We start from the raw sequence: 15029 nt of genomic DNA, 5'->3' as shown, positions 1-15029 counted from the left end.
CGTGGCGGCGAATAAAACAAGCAGCAGATTGATTCCGCACAATAATCAGAGGCATGTCAGTTTTTCTCAGCGGTGAGAAACAAGAATTGACCCAGTAGGACATTCGGAGTATCACTCCAACTTCGTTCCGCTTTTATTAGGGGAAAGCTTTTGGAACACATTAACGAACTTCTCATGTCAATGAAGCCTTTGCTCGAGCAATACGGCTACTTGGCGCTGATTGTCAGTATATTTCTAGAAGGGATAGGTGTACCGATGCCTGGTCAATCGCTGATGATCGCGGCATCTTTGCTCTCTTCAGAACAAGTCATGAACCTAAGTATGGTTATGATGGTATCGTGGCTAAGCTGCTTTTTTGGGAATACCTGTGGTTACCTAATCGGTTATTACTTTGAAGGCTGGTTGGATAAAAAAGGCTATATCTCTGGCCCGAAGATGCAAACACTTCAACTGACTATCCAGAAATACGGCCCTACGTGCTTGGTCGTCAGTCGCTTTATTGAAGGAATGAAGCAATTTATGCCTCTTGCATGCGGTATCGCGAAAATGCCACGTAGAGAGTTTTTGCTCGGTAACGCCCTCGCGGCGACGGTTTGGGTATTGGTATTCAGCTTGTTAACTCACTTTGCATTTGAACATTTAAGCGTGTTGAGCAACCTGTACACCGAATACAAATACCTGGTATGGGCATTTGCTGCTGTCTTATTTACGTGGATGGTTTTAGGTATTGTTAAACGCAAAAAAGCCAAATCAATGCAATAACGACAGTCCCTTCATTAGTGCATAACTAAAGCTCGTGGTATCAGTGAGATACGTAATACGAGCTTTTATCTTTTTCTTTACGTGCAAAATTTAAACAGCCATTTAGACGTCTAGACGTTGACAATGCGTAAATGTGATATTAGTCTGCTCTTCTCTCTTATTATTAACATTGTCGTTTACATGTCCGGTTCCCAACAAACAACTAAAACAGTTGCACCTTCTGCGGTCGCACTGATCCCATTGATTGTATTCCTTGCGCTGTTTATTGGCGTAGGCACTTACTTATCTTTGCAAGGCGTTGAATTTGCCTTCTACCAGCTGCCTGCACCCATCGCGGTATTACCAGCCATCATCATTGCGTTTCTTTTAAGTAAAGAGAAACTTAACCGCTCAATCGAACACTTCATGCGTGGTGTTGGCCACCCAGACATCATCGCAATGTGTATGATCTATCTGCTTGCTGGTGCTTTTGCTGCGGTAGCAAAAGCCTCTGGCGGTGTTGATGCAACGGTGAACCTTGGTTTATCCGCAATTCCAACCAGCATGATTTTGCCGGGCATTTTTCTGATTTCTGCTTTTATCGCAACAGCGATGGGCACTTCGATGGGTACCATCGCAGCCGTTGCCCCCGTAGCGTTGGGGATTGCTGAATCAGCAGGAATGAGCTTACCGTTAACCGCAGGCGTTGTGCTGAGCGGCGCTATGTTTGGTGACAACCTTTCTATCATCTCTGACACCACCATCGCGGCGACACGCTCTCAAGGTTGTGAGATGAAAGACAAGTTTAAAGAGAACATTCGTATTGCTTTACCTGCGGCGTTGATCGCGATTGCAGTGTTCGCTTTCAACAGTACAGCGACTCAAGTGCCTGCAACTGGCGATATTGAGTGGCTAAAGGTCTTGCCGTACATCACTATTTTGATCCTAGCGGTATCTGGTGTGAATGTGTTTGTGGTTCTGTCGATTGGTATCCTTTTGGCTGGCGGCGTGAGCTTGGCATCGATTGACAATTACGGACTAACTAATCTAGCCCAAGACGTTTACAAAGGCTTTGGTAACATGCAAGAGATCTTCTTGTTGTCCATGCTAATTGGTGGTTTGAGTGAATTGATGCGTCGTCAAGGCGGTCTTGCTTTCCTAACCAACTTAGTGAGCAGCATGATCCACGCGTTTGGCTCTAGCCATTCAAAACACGCGAACAGCCGCGCAAGTGAGCTAGGTATCGCGGGTTTGGTTTCTATGGTGAATGGTTGCACGGCAAATAATACGGTCGCCATCATCGTATCGGGTAGCGTGGCGCGCCAGTTGGCGGAAGAGAACAATGTCTCTCCTCGTCGCTCAGCAAGCTTGTTGGATATTTTCTCGTGCGTGGTACAAGGCATTTTGCCTTACGGCGCGCAAGTATTGTTGCTAGGCTCAGTATTTAACCTTTCTCCATTAGAAGTGGTTGCCAACTCTTACTACTGTTTCGCGCTGGCAATTGCAGCTATTGTGGCGGTGTTTATCAAACACCCAGCTCGCCAACCCGCAGTGCAAACCGAAAACTAACGACAAATACCGAAAAGGCTCCGATGGAGCCTTTTTGCTTTCCGTTCTTCTTTATTTTCCTGGCTTCAAACAGATTCACTTTAAAACTGAACGCAAACTTTGCGCACTGTATAAAGGAATCGCGAAGCGATGCGCCACATCGCGTAGAGCTTCCACCTGAGCCGCGTTGCTGATTGCTAATTCGCCTGCCACATCGAAGTGGTTATTTTCAAACCCAACTCTCACATCGAATCCAAGTAACATCGCACTCGCTAAACAGTCTTGCTCTCGCGCGCCAAAAGCACAAATGGCACATCGAATTTCTTCCTCGACAAAACGCGCCAAATTCAAGCCTCGTAAATCCCATGGTGAAGGCTGCTGAGCTTGGTGATAACGCCCTAACACCACTAATGCATGTTGATGCGTTTTAGGTAACACGCCCGCATCACGCAGTTGAAGATAACGTTCAATGTCGGTTGCATCGTAGAGAATAATTTGGCTCACGATGCTGTTCTCTGCCAACCAATGGAAAAAGGCATGCCCTTCTTTCTCACTTGCTCGATCGGGGATTAATTCCCTCAATGCGAAAGAAGCCGCTTCTGGTTTCACAGCTTTAACTAACGCCCGCTGTTGTGGCGGAGAATATAAACCCACCGCCTCTGTGGTGAGCTGAACCATCATGGTTTCTCCCACCGCTTCTTTCACGGCATGGTAAATTGCCATGTTGTCGTCGATGTCTAGTGAATGACGTCCGTTAGCGTCCCTAGCATGCAAATGGATCATGGCAGCCCCTGCTGTTTGACAAGCGATAGCCTCTGCAACCAGTTCGTCTGTTGTCATGGGTAAGTTGACGTGATCGTGCTTGGTTTTTCTTGCGCCGTTTGGAGCCACGATAATAGCGATAGGTTCTCGCAAATATTGGTTTGCTACTTCCATGTCTCCGCCACCTCTTTTAACGTCAGTGAGAGTTTACCGACTAGTTCATCAATATGATGAGACTGAATAATGAATGGCGGTGCGAGCAAAATATGGTGCCCATTAACGCCATCAATCGTTCCGCCCATTGGATAGCACATTAAGCCATTTTCCATTGCTCGCTGTTTGATGCGTTTGTCTGCCAATGTGGCTTTACTCAGAGGCGCCTTGCTTTCTTTATCCGCCACCAACTCAATGCCCAAAAACAAACCTTTACCACGAATGTCGCCAATGTATGGTAAATGGGCCAATGCAGAAGTAAGCTCTTTACGCAGCAAAACACTTTGCTGATTCACCGCTGCTAATAAATCATCTTGGAAGATGGTTTCAATGGTTGCCACGGCGGCAGCGCACGCCACAGGGTGCGCCATAAAAGTATGACCGTGTTGGAAAAAACCACTTCCATCAGCAATAGCTTGATAGACTCGATCATTCGCAACCACCGCGCCAATAGGTTGATAACCCGCACCAAGCCCTTTAGCCATGCAAACCAGATCGGGCTCTGCCTCTTCTTGCTCAAACGCAAAAAAACTGCCACTGCGCCCAACGCCACACATGACTTCATCCAAGATCAATAACACATCGTATTGGTCGCATATTTCGCGAATACGTTTAAAGTAACCTTGAGTCGCAGGTACAGCTCCAGCGGTGGCTCCCACAATAGGCTCGGCGACAAAAGCCATGACATTCTCAGCCCCCAACTCAAGAATTTTTGCCTCAAGTTCATTCGCCGTTCGTAATGAGTAATCCAATTCCGACTCATGAGTCTGCTGATACCGATAAGCATAGCAAGGGGCAATGTGATGGCTCGGATGCAAGATGGGTTTGAACGGTTCACGTCGCCATTCATTACCACCGACCGCTAGAGCTCCCAACGTATTGCCGTGATAACTTTGCTGACGCGCGATGAATTGCTTCTTCTCTGGCTTACCTGATTCCACAAAATGCTGCCGCGCCATTTTTAGTGCCGACTCCACCGCTTCTGACCCGCCACTGACTAAATACACATGGTTGAACTGCTCAGGCATGTACTGACAAATCAATTCCGCTAGTCGCTCACCGCTGTCACTAGTAAAAAATCCAGTATGAGCAAACGGCACTCGCTCGAGCTGTTCCAACATGGCTTTTTTAACGGCTTGATGACTGTGGCCAAGGTTTGATACCGCAGCGCCGCCACAAGCATCGAGATACTGTTTCCCTTGTTTATCGAATAGATAAACACCCTCACCTTTATCGATGATTGGTAGCGTGGCATGGCAATGACGGTGAAATACGTAAGACATTTGAGTCCCTTCCAATGTGTAATATTTGCACACATCATCAGGAACAACCCCAAACGTGACAAGGGAATAAATCTCATCCTCTATGAGCTTTTGGAATACCACAACCCAAAAGCACTAAAGCTTTTGATATTTAAACAATAAAACAAAAACGGGCCAGCTTTTTTAAAGGCTGGCCTATAGGTAACCAAAAGCTAAAAACAGAATCGTCTTACGCGTTTAGCGCCTGCTCTAAATCGGCTAGAATATCGTCAATGTGTTCAATACCCACAGACAAACGAATCATCTCTGGTGATACACCAGCTTGTTTTTGTTCTGCTTCGCTCAACTGACGATGGGTCGTCGAGGCGGGATGGCAAGCCAGTGATTTTGCATCGCCAATATTCACCAAACGCTTAAAGATTTTCAGAGCGTCATAAAAACGCACACCTGCGTCATAACCGTCTTTTAAACCAAACGACAAAATCGCAGAAGGCTTACCTTTCATGTATTTTTCGGCGAGATGGAAGTGCTCAGAACTTGGCAATCCGGCATAACTCACCCAGCTGACTTTGTCATTCTGTTCCAAGAACTCAGCCACTTTGAGAGTGTTCTCGGTATGGCGCTCCATACGCAGCGGTAACGTTTCTAGCCCTTGCATAAGCATAAATGCATTCATCGGTGATAATGCCGATCCGGTATTACGCAATGGTACGGTACGCGCGCGCCCGATAAATGCCGCCTCACCAAACGCTTCGGTATACACCACGCCGTGGTAAGAAGGTTCTGGTTGGTTGAACACTGGAAAGCGGTCTTTGTGCTGCGCCCAAGGGAATTTACCGGAATCCACAATCACGCCACCTAATGTGGTGCCGTGTCCACCAACGTACTTAGTGAGGGAGTGAACGACGATATCCGCACCGAATTCGATGGGTTTGCACAGTACTGGTGTCGCGACGGTGTTATCCACAATCACAGGTACGCCTTGTGCGTGAGCAAGCTCCGCTACGCGTTCTAAATCAATGATATTACCGGCTGGGTTACCAATGCTCTCGCAGTACACCGCTTTGGTATTTTCATCAATTAACTCGGCCAAGCTTTCTGGCTTGTCATCTTTAGCAAACTTCACCTGAATACCTTGATTTGGCAGCATGTGCGCAAACAAGGTGTAAGTACCGCCATAAAGTTGCGGCGTAGAAACGATGTTATCGCCCGCTTGCGCTAAGGTCAGAATCGCATAGTTAATCGCTGCACTCCCCGCACTCACGACCAACCCGGCAATGCCGCCTTCTAACGCCGCCATGCGTTTTTCCAGAACATCGTTAGTCGGATTCATGATGCGAGTGTAGATATTCCCCGGTACTTCCAAGTTAAACAGATCAGCGCCGTGCTGCGCGTTATCAAACTCGTACGCGACCGTTTGATAAATCGGTGTCGCGACAGATTTAGTGGTAGGGTCAGTTTCGTAACCAAAATGGATGGATAGCGTTTCGTCTTTCATGTTCTTCCTTGAGCGTCATCGAGATAAATCGTGGACTTATCATGCCGACTTTTTAACCACAGAACCTCGTTATGGGTCACATTGCCCAAGTCCAGAAACGTTTATGAAATGGGAAAAGGTAACATTTTTGATATTCATCGATAGGTATAACTTGCGCTTGATTGAAAGTCTTTAATCTTGTTGATAATCCTCCTTCAATATGAACTAAAGTGAATTTGACCTATTGAGTTCTCAAACTCATTGAGATGGGAGCAATAGGCAAAAAACTTACTCTGTATGGAGATGACCGATGAACAAAAACTGGATCCCTATTGCCCTCTCTGGGCTTGCTTTAACGGGGTGTTTTTCTGAAGAAGCGAAAGAAGCCGTCGCCGAGCCACTCAAAGTAACTGCCGCAGACAAAATTTATTATGGTGGCGATATCCTAACCATGGCTAGCGATAAGCCAGAGTACGCCGAAGCCGTCGCAACATTAGGCGAGAAAATCATTTATGTCGGCAGCAAAGATGGAGCGATGGAGCACAAGTTCGGTAAAACACAGTTGGTCGACTTAAAAGGCAAAACTATGTTACCTGGCTTTGTTGATCCACACAGTCATGTGTATGGCGTTGGTCTACAAGCCATGGTCGCAAACGTGCTGCCATCTCCTGATGGCGAAGCCGATACCGTGGCGAAAATCATCGAAACTCTAAAAAATGCCGCGAACAATGATACGCAACGCCTATTCATTGAGAAAACGGGTTGGATTTTAGGTTTTGGTTACGACGACGCCCAACTGGATTACTACCCTACCAAAGCGGATCTCGATAAAGTCAGCACAGATAAGCCTGTATTAATCATCCATACTTCGGGGCATTTGAGTGTCGCAAACAGTAAAGCGTTAGAGCTAGCAGGCATCACATCAGAATCGGAAGATCCAAAAGGTGGCATTATCCGCCGAATGGAAAACAGCCAAGAACCAAATGGGGTCCTAGAAGAAAACGCGCACTTTGCAATGCTGTTCAACCTCAATAAGTTGATTGATTCAGAACTTCAAGATCGCATGTTAGAAGCCTCGCAAGGTATGTACGCGAAATATGGCTATACCACGGCTCAAGAAGGACGAGCAACATCAGAAGGTTATGAAGCGATGAAACGCGCGTCGAAAAACGACAAGTTGATGATCGACTTGGTTGCGTACGCCGATATGGTATCGAGCAGCGATTTTATGGACTCGGAATACAACACGCCAGAGTACACAAACCATTTCCGCATCGGTGGCGTAAAGCTGAACTTTGATGGCTCTCCACAAGGTAAAACGGCATGGCTAAGTCAGCCTTACTTCCACCCTCCACATGGACAAGATAAAGACTACGCTGGCTACCCAACCTTTGAAGATCAACAAGCTTACGATTACGTAGAAACGGCCTTTAAAAATGAATGGCAAGTGCTGACGCATGCCAATGGTGACGCTGCGATCGAGCAATTTATCAATGCGGTAACCAAAGCAAATGAAAAGCTAGGAAAGCAAGACCGCCGACCTGTACTCATTCACGGCCAAACCATGCTCCAAGACCAAGTGGATCGCTTAGCTGCGCAAGGCATCTTCCCTTCTCTATTCCCAATGCATACTTTCTATTGGGGTGACTGGCATGTGGACTCGGTACTCGGCCATCCTCGTGCCGATTTCATTTCACCAACCCAAGCGGTGAGAAAGGCGGGGTTAAAATTCAGTACACACCATGACGCACCTGTGGCGCTGCCAAGTTCATTCCGAGTATTGGATGCGACCGTCAATCGCACCACCAGAACCGATAAAGTACTGGGGCCAGATCAGCGCGTTGACACGTATACCGCACTGCAAGCCATGACGATTTGGCCGGCTTACCAACACTTTGAGGAGTCGTATAAAGGTTCTATCGAGGTGGGTAAGAATGCGGATTTAATCATCCTCGATAACAACCCGATGAAGATTGAACCTAAGGCGCTAAAAGACCTAAACGTGGAAGAAACCATCAGCCGAGGCGAATCGGTTTATCAACGACAGTAATCCAAAATAAAACACCGCCGTTATCGAGGCGGTGTTTTCTATCTGACTCACCAAGCACTTTATCTATTTGTTCGCCACTTGCTGTAATAACCAAGTACGAAACTTGTTTGTGGACTGGCTTCGTGTGTTCATGATCAAGTAGTACCCTGCATTGGCTGGAACCGGCTGAAAGGGAGAAACTAAACGCTCTGTCGTCAATTCATCCTCAATCAGTGCCATTCGTGCCATCGCAATCCCAACTCCTGCTTCCGCTGCAGACATCGCCATATCCGTTCGATTAAAAAAGTGTCCAACATCGGTTTTAAAGTCTAATCCCATTGCTGACGCCCAATATAGCCACTCATAGTCACGCGTCGCTTTTTCCCATGGCATCGCATCGTGTAGTAGCGTCGCCTCCTGCCATTTCTTCACTGACATTGAGGATTCTTGTTCATCAAAAGGCACTTTTAGCCAACCATGATCCTCAAGGTACTTCGGACTCATTACGGGCAGCAGTTGCTCATCCAAAATCAACTCCGCGTTAGCATTTCGGTAAGGATGAAGACCATAGTCTATCGCGACGTCATAATCTTTTATCTCACTATTCACTAACGCCCCTTCCGCGAAGATTTGCACTTGGATATCCGGGTTCTCGTGATGAAAACTTTCCAGCTTTGGGACTAACCATTTAAAAGCAAAAGAAGGCGTTAATTTTAAGCGGATCTCATTGGTGTGCTTTTCTACTTTGAGCTCATCAAGCAGTTTGCTCAGCTCAGAAAAGTGAAACTGCGTTGCTTGGTGTAACTGAGTGCCTTTAGCGGTTAAACGAATACCGCGGGAATGGCGTTCAAATAAAGTAAAACCTAATAACTCTTCCAAATGAATAATTTGTTGGCTCACGGCTCCCGTAGTGAGGTGCAAAAACTTAGCCGCGCCAGTAAAGCTGCTGTGTTCCGCGACTTGGCTAAACAGACACAAGCCACTTATTAAATTACTTCTCATCCTTGAGCCTATAGTTTTTCTAAACGCTGTATGTAATTTATATCGATTGTTAACAAAAGGTAAAGAAAAGAAACTAACCACTCAGATAAATGTGTGGAGTACATCAATGGAAGTCATCGTATTAGGCAGCGGCGTCATCGGCTTAACCTCTGCTTGGTATTTATCTCAAGCAGGCTATCAAGTTACTGTTATTGACCGTCAACCAAGCAGTGCAATGGAAACAAGTTTCGCCAATGCTGGGCAGATCTCGTACGGCTATTCTTCGCCTTGGGCTGCGCCTGGTGTTCCTGTTAAAGCCATAAAGTGGTTAATGGAAGAGCATGCTCCACTCAAAATCAAACCAACCCTCAATGCCGATATGATCAGTTGGGCAAGTAAGATGGTGGCCAACTGCACCCTGTCTCGCTACCAAGTCAACAAAGCTCGCATGCTTTCGATAGCTAACCACAGTCGTATGTGTCTGGAACAATTACGTCAAGAACATGCCATTGAATATCAAGGTCGCCAGTTCGGCACCTTGCAAGTATTTCGAACGCCTCAACAGCTGCAAGCCATTGAAAAGGATATGCAGCTTCTAGAGCAAAGCGGGACTCGGTTTGAGTTGATGGACGTAGAACGCTGCATTGAACAAGAACCTGGACTGGATCTTGTGAAAGATAAACTGGTTGGTGGCTTGCACCTGCCAGATGACGAAACAGGCGATTGCTATCAGTTTTGCCAACAACTAACAGAACTCGCTAAGGCCCATGGCGTGAGGTTCGAGTTCGACACCGAAGTAAGCAATTGGGTTACAGTAGGCAAAAAGATCATAGGTGTCCAAACGAATCGAGGACAGTTTAAAGCGGACCAATATGTGGTTGCCTCTGGCAGCTATTCTACAGCGCTACTCAAGCAAATCGACATTGAGATTCCTGTCTATCCAGTAAAAGGCTATTCGCTCACCATCCCAATGGAAGATGAGCACTTCTCTCCTCGCTCTACTGTGATGGATGAAACCTATAAAGTCGCCATGACTCGGTTTGATGACAGAATTCGCGTAGCGGGCACCGCAGAATTAGCAGGGTTTGATGCCTCCCTTCCGCAAAAACGAAAAAACACCATCGAAATGGTCATCCGTGATCTTTTCCCTCGCTGCGGCGACTTTAGCCAAGCCGAGTTTTGGAGTGGCTTTAGACCAATGACGCCTGATGGCACACCGATTATTGGCGCAACTAAATACGATAACCTTTTTACTAACACCGGACACGGCACTCTGGGTTGGACTATGGCTTGTGGTTCTGGTCAATTACTAGCGAGCATTATGACTGGTGAAAAAGCGAAAGTGATGGATGACACAGAGCTTAACCTTTGCCGTTATGCATAAGGACATATCTGCATAAAAAACAAACAGGCCTTTACTCTACAAAATGCATAATATTTAGCATTTTTAACTCATCAAATATGCAGCACATTTTAATGACAATGTGCTGCATATTTAATCATCAGACAAATCTTCTACCTCAAAGGAGTAAATAAGCAACAAGAACTAAATTTTAACAATCACTCTCCATTCTGTGTTCACCATCACGCTACAAAGGATTTATAGCCAAAAAAGTTAACATTTGCATTACATAAAGGGTAATGTATTGTGTGAAAAACAACCACAAACACAACTAACAGGGAAAATACTCATGCAGTCATTAGTTGATTTTCTGAATGGAATTATTTGGAGCCCGGTACTGATCTATCTGTGCCTTGGCGCAGGTTTGTTCTATTCAATCATGACGCGTTTTGTACAAATTCGTCACTTCTTTGAGATGTGGCGCTTATTACTTTCAGGGAAGAGTTCAACAAAAGGGATATCGTCATTTCAGGCACTTGCCGTTTCACTATCTGGCCGTGTAGGTACAGGTAACATTGCTGGTGTTGCTGCCGCTATCGGTTTCGGTGGACCAGGCGCCGTATTCTGGATGTGGGTCGTTGCCTTCTTTGGCGCTGCAACCGCATACGCAGAGTCGACACTTGCGCAAATCTATAAAGAAGAAGACGAAGGTGAATTCCGTGGTGGTCCTGCTTACTACATTGAAAAAGCAATGGGACAAAAATGGTACGCTTGGATCTTCGCTATCGCGACCATCTTTGCATGTGGTGTTCTACTTCCTGGCGTTCAATCGAACAGCATCGGTAACGCAGTAGAAGCAGCATTTGGCTCAGGTGACATGATTGAAACCGCTATTGGTACCTTCAGTTTTGCTAAAATTTTCACTGGTACGGTTGTCTGTGTCATTCTGGCCTTCATCATCTTCGGTGGCGTAAAACGTATTGCGAACTTTACCCAAGTCGTTGTGCCATTTATGGCGCTGGCTTACATCATCACTGCATTTGTCATCATCCTTCTAAACATTGGTGAGGTTCCACGCATTTTCGGCATGATCATTGGTGACGCGTTCACACCAATGGCAGGTGTTGGTGCGGCAATCGGTTGGGGTGTAAAACGTGGCGTTTACTCCAACGAAGCAGGTCAAGGTACTGGTCCTCACGCTGCAGCTGCAGCGAGTGTTGATCACCCAGCTCAGCAAGGTCTTGTTCAATCTTTCTCTATTTACATCGATACACTACTTGTGTGTTCAGCAACCGCGTTTATGATTCTTATCACTGGCGCGTACAACGTAAATGGTGCAGTTGAAGGTACGTTCCTAATTCAAAACCTACCGGCTGATATTGGTGCGAATGGTCCTGTATTTACGCAAATGGCGATCGAAAGTGCGCTACCTGGTGTGGGTAAGCCATTCATCGCAATCGCACTCTTCTTCTTTGCGTTTACGACCATTCTGGCTTACTACTACATTGCAGAAACGAACATTGCTTACATTCGTCGTACATTCAAAGTAAATGGGCTGATGTTTATTCTGAAAGTCATCATTATTTCATCCGTGTTCTACGGAACCGTGAAAACCGCCAACTTAGCCTGGGCGATGGGTGATGTAGGTGTAGGTCTAATGGCATGGCTTAACATCGTCGGTATTTTGATCATCTTCTTTATGTCGAAACCAGCTCTCAAAGCATTGAACGATTACGAAGAACAACAAAAACGTGGTGTGACCGACTTTACATTCAACCCTGTAGCGCTAGGCATTAAAGGCGCAGATTACTGGGAAGATAAGTACAAGCGTAAAACGGGTAAGGCACCAACGGCAGACAACAGTACTACAGAAACTGTTGAACAACCATCAACATAGCCTTAACGCATAAACAAGAAAAAGCAGTGGTCCGTTTAAGGGCATAAAAAAGGGGATTAACCATTGGTTAATCCCCTTTTCTGCATTATGTGTAAAGGATTAAGCAGCGACAGCTTCAACTTTACGAGCGATTTTTGCTTTACCTACAGGTAGAACTTCACGACCAAATTCGTTGTTTAGTACTTGTGCCATTGCGAAGTAAATCGCGCTTGCACCACAGAAGATACCTTCGAAACCAGCGATAGCACCGATCACTTCACTACCAGTAAAGTCACGAGCTGCGAGTAGGAAGAACAAGATAGTTAGAGAACCAAATACCACTTGCTTCGCTGTTGGGTAGCATAGAGAACCAATGAACATGAAACCAGTGAAGATGCCCCAAAGCGCTAGGTACCAACCCATAAAGCTTGCTGGGCTTGCAGGAAGACCCATGTGAGGCATTACGATCAAGCCTACTAGTGTTAGCCAAAATAGACCGTAAGAAGTAAACGCAGTTGTGCCGAACGTGTCGCCGCGTTTAAAGCACATGATGCCAACGATTACTTGGCTAAGGCCACCGTAAAAGATGCCCATCGCTAGAATCATAGAGTCAATTGGGAAAAATCCTGCGTTATGAATATTGAGCAGAATAGTGGTCATACCGAAACCCATTAGACCTAGCGGTGCTGGGTTAGCCAGTTTTGTCGACATGTACAAATACCTTTTTTCAAAAATGTTGATAAAAAATGCGCGCGAATTTTAATGGGCCCCAGAACAAAAGAGAAAAACTGTTATTGAAAACTTAGATTCCATAAATAAGCAACCGCTCAAATAAAAAAAGACCCCGCTAAAAAGCAGAGTCTTTATAGATGGTTAGACTACTTTTCAATCAACTACAGGCAAGAGATCTCGTCCCAGAACCAGTTACTTTGCGTTGGGCTTTCCCACACTCCAGGGCCGTTTTTTGCGACAAAGCATTTGTTTTGGTACGTCACTTTATCGCCGTTAGCGACTTGCGTTACGCCCGGCTCCCACTGAATAAAATTACCTGTCACTGGTGGTTCTGGCTCGGTTACTGGTGGCTCCGGTTCTGTGACGGGCGGCTCTGGCTCAGTCACTGGTGGTTCAGGTTCCGTTGTAGGCGGCTCTGTCGGAGTGCCTGAGACCAGCTTCCACGGGTCGCCTTTCGTTGGCTCATTACCTTGTGACCACCATTTCGCTTCGTAAACAGCACCTTGGTAAGAGACTTGATCACCAGTGTTGTACACTTTGCTTGCATCCCAAGCTGCCACGCCACCTACAGGCGGATCGACCGGATCTACAGGATCTAACTTGTCAACCACACGAACTTCAGGCCAACCCGCATGAGATTGGTAAAAGTTAGTTACGCACTTCTCGTAATCACCCGCAACTAGCGCAGAGTAAGCCGTTTGGAAACCAACCAACTCACATTCAAACGAATGGCCTCCAGGGCGATCTGAGTAGTATTTCCAGTTACCATCCCAGTTGGTGTAAAGCACGTCTGTCGCACCATTTAGGTTCAGACTGCCGTAAGGCGTCTGCTGCCAACAAGTGTTTGTTTCATCAGCTTCAATTGGAATTTGATAATGGGCGGCAAGACCTTCCCAATAACGAATACGGTTAACAGGTTGACCTTTATCCTTGTTTTGCTCACCACACTCAATACCACCATTGATCACGTTGATGGTGGTACCAAAGCCGTAACCAATACCAGCATCAAGCTCACGCTGTGAAGGCACCCAAGTACGGTCAATCACATGTAGCATTGCAGGTTTCGGTGCTTGTGGAGTTAGGAAGAACCAGATAGCCGATGCTAAGTTCAACCATGAATCCGCAACCAAGCCTGGATTTTTTAGCAATACAGATGCATCACCATCAAACATCACTTCAGAGAACGCGCCATAGTTAAAATGGTAAGAAAGCTGTTTAGCACCACGTCCAAAGTAACCTTGTCCTGGTTCACATGGCCAACGCTTGTTTTGCCAGTCATTCTGACCACAACCTGTCGTGTAACCTTCTTGACCTTCTGACCAGCCCATTTCACGCACATGAACCAAAGCTTGCTGCCACTCTTCCAATCCAAGAGGGTTATCTGATACGTTATCAATCGAAATATGACCACCAGTTTCCTGCGCAAAGTGAGCAAAGGCCGTCACGATCGATTTTTTACAAATCGCATCCGAATCTCGACCATCCGTGTACTCACCACAGAATGCAGGGAACTTACCAATTGCACGTAGGAAACGCGTGTAAGTGTATTCAGGTGCCGCCATTTGAGTCAGGAAGTCCCACTCACTTTCAGGGAACACACGCTCTACACGCTTCACGTTTTCTGGATTGGTTGCCGCTCCAGGAACAATCGCCTCCACCACTGAGTTCGGGCGCGTCTCTAATGCTTGTGACCAAATGGCATACATAGGGTCAGAGGTTTTGCTTTGCTCTACGGCTTGAACGTCACCACGAGCAATGACATAGCCGTTTGGATTCTGCGGATCGGGCTGGATATTCATACTCGCATTCGCTTGTGCAGCTAGGACACAACTCAATGCAAGAGGAAGATGTTTGAGTGCAAACATGTCTAGTCTCCGGGTTTCAACAATACAATATACAAGGAATAACTAGACATATAGTGGATCATATATACAAAACACCGAGCTAAGTGCGTTGATTCTGCGAGACAAAATGAATAAATAAGTCCTCGCACACATTTTGTCACAAGAAAAATGTTACCTTGACTCAAAAGAAAAGCGGAGGCCCAATGAGCCTCCGCTTTATGA

Annotated in this window: 11 protein-coding genes; 5 read left to right on the top strand and 6 right to left on the bottom strand. The window is 46.2% G+C overall.

From position 1 onward, the window contains the following. The first annotated feature begins 174 nt into the window (after window positions 1–174). Both ACZ5ZC_RS11040 and ACZ5ZC_RS11035 read left to right on the top strand, forming a co-directional pair. Complete coding sequence (locus tag ACZ5ZC_RS11040; RefSeq protein WP_005391489.1) at window positions 175–762, top strand: DedA family protein; 588 nt, start codon at window positions 175–177, stop codon at window positions 760–762. 180 nt (window positions 763–942) lie between these two features. Then, window positions 943–2310: a Na+/H+ antiporter NhaC family protein gene (locus ACZ5ZC_RS11035; protein WP_464932134.1), complete on the top strand. Its 1368-nt coding sequence runs from the start codon at window positions 943–945 to the stop codon at window positions 2308–2310. Window positions 2311–2385: 75 nt separating this feature from the next. Here ACZ5ZC_RS11035 and ACZ5ZC_RS11030 read toward each other — a convergent pair whose 3' ends face one another. From ACZ5ZC_RS11030 to ACZ5ZC_RS11020, 3 genes are all read right to left on the bottom strand, one after another. Further along, window positions 2386–3225 carry a beta-keto acid cleavage family enzyme gene (locus tag ACZ5ZC_RS11030; RefSeq protein WP_054867879.1) on the bottom strand — a complete coding sequence of 280 codons (840 nt, stop codon included), beginning with the start codon at window positions 3223–3225 and terminating at the stop codon, window positions 2386–2388. Continuing rightward, a complete protein-coding gene (locus ACZ5ZC_RS11025; RefSeq protein WP_464931920.1) occupies window positions 3216–4547 on the bottom strand; it encodes an aspartate aminotransferase family protein in 1332 nt (443 codons plus the stop codon). The genes ACZ5ZC_RS11030 and ACZ5ZC_RS11025 overlap by 10 nt, the downstream gene beginning before the upstream one ends. A gap of 208 nt (window positions 4548–4755) precedes the next feature. Further along, on the bottom strand, window positions 4756–6024 hold the full coding sequence (locus ACZ5ZC_RS11020) for an O-acetylhomoserine aminocarboxypropyltransferase/cysteine synthase family protein (protein ID WP_005391505.1): 1269 nt from the start codon (window positions 6022–6024) through the stop codon (window positions 4756–4758). 289 nt (window positions 6025–6313) lie between these two features. Here ACZ5ZC_RS11020 and ACZ5ZC_RS11015 point away from each other — a divergent pair, with 289 nt between their 5' ends. Continuing rightward, window positions 6314–8053, top strand: a complete 1740-nt coding sequence (locus tag ACZ5ZC_RS11015) for an amidohydrolase (protein WP_464931919.1) — start codon at window positions 6314–6316, stop codon at window positions 8051–8053. A gap of 63 nt (window positions 8054–8116) precedes the next feature. Here ACZ5ZC_RS11015 and ACZ5ZC_RS11010 read toward each other — a convergent pair whose 3' ends face one another. Further along, on the bottom strand, window positions 8117–9034 hold the full coding sequence (locus ACZ5ZC_RS11010; protein WP_065646315.1) for a LysR substrate-binding domain-containing protein: 918 nt from the start codon (window positions 9032–9034) through the stop codon (window positions 8117–8119). A 106-nt stretch (window positions 9035–9140) separates the two neighbouring features. Here ACZ5ZC_RS11010 and ACZ5ZC_RS11005 point away from each other — a divergent pair, with 106 nt between their 5' ends. Then, window positions 9141–10397 carry a D-amino acid dehydrogenase gene (locus ACZ5ZC_RS11005; protein WP_104971314.1) on the top strand — a complete coding sequence of 419 codons (1257 nt, stop codon included), beginning with the start codon at window positions 9141–9143 and terminating at the stop codon, window positions 10395–10397. Between the two features lie 307 nt (window positions 10398–10704). After that, window positions 10705–12252, top strand: a complete 1548-nt coding sequence (locus ACZ5ZC_RS11000) for an alanine/glycine:cation symporter family protein (protein WP_395208460.1) — start codon at window positions 10705–10707, stop codon at window positions 12250–12252. Between the two features lie 99 nt (window positions 12253–12351). Here ACZ5ZC_RS11000 and ACZ5ZC_RS10995 read toward each other — a convergent pair whose 3' ends face one another. Together ACZ5ZC_RS10995 and ACZ5ZC_RS10990 are read right to left on the bottom strand one after the other, a co-directional pair. Continuing rightward, entirely contained in the window at window positions 12352–12942 is a 591-nt protein-coding gene (locus ACZ5ZC_RS10995) for an acetate uptake transporter (RefSeq protein WP_005391518.1), read from the bottom strand. 182 nt (window positions 12943–13124) lie between these two features. Then, the gene (locus ACZ5ZC_RS10990) at window positions 13125–14828 is read right to left on the bottom strand and encodes a chitinase (protein WP_046874333.1); all 1704 of its coding nucleotides are present in this window, start codon (window positions 14826–14828) and stop codon (window positions 13125–13127) included. Between the last annotated feature and the right edge of the window lie 201 nt (window positions 14829–15029).

It is taken from the genome of Vibrio sp. JCM 18905 (genome assembly GCF_055393305.1).
The sequence above is the reverse complement of the archived record's forward strand: the minus strand, read 5'-3'. Positions and strand labels throughout refer to the sequence as shown.

Coding starts and splice junctions, on each gene's coding strand:
- ACZ5ZC_RS11005 (WP_104971314.1), top strand. CDS start 9,141: ATGGAAGTCATCGTATTAGGCAGCGGCGTCATCGGCTTAACCTCTGCT.
- ACZ5ZC_RS11040 (WP_005391489.1), top strand. CDS start 175: ATGTCAATGAAGCCTTTGCTCGAGCAATACGGCTACTTGGCGCTGATT.
- ACZ5ZC_RS10990 (WP_046874333.1), bottom strand. CDS start 14,828: ATGTTTGCACTCAAACATCTTCCTCTTGCATTGAGTTGTGTCCTAGCT.
- ACZ5ZC_RS11010 (WP_065646315.1), bottom strand. CDS start 9,034: ATGAGAAGTAATTTAATAAGTGGCTTGTGTCTGTTTAGCCAAGTCGCG.
- ACZ5ZC_RS11035 (WP_464932134.1), top strand. CDS start 943: ATGTCCGGTTCCCAACAAACAACTAAAACAGTTGCACCTTCTGCGGTC.
- ACZ5ZC_RS11025 (WP_464931920.1), bottom strand. CDS start 4,547: ATGTCTTACGTATTTCACCGTCATTGCCATGCCACGCTACCAATCATC.
- ACZ5ZC_RS11020 (WP_005391505.1), bottom strand. CDS start 6,024: ATGAAAGACGAAACGCTATCCATCCATTTTGGTTACGAAACTGACCCT.
- ACZ5ZC_RS10995 (WP_005391518.1), bottom strand. CDS start 12,942: ATGTCGACAAAACTGGCTAACCCAGCACCGCTAGGTCTAATGGGTTTC.
- ACZ5ZC_RS11030 (WP_054867879.1), bottom strand. CDS start 3,225: ATGGAAGTAGCAAACCAATATTTGCGAGAACCTATCGCTATTATCGTG.
- ACZ5ZC_RS11000 (WP_395208460.1), top strand. CDS start 10,705: ATGCAGTCATTAGTTGATTTTCTGAATGGAATTATTTGGAGCCCGGTA.
- ACZ5ZC_RS11015 (WP_464931919.1), top strand. CDS start 6,314: ATGAACAAAAACTGGATCCCTATTGCCCTCTCTGGGCTTGCTTTAACG.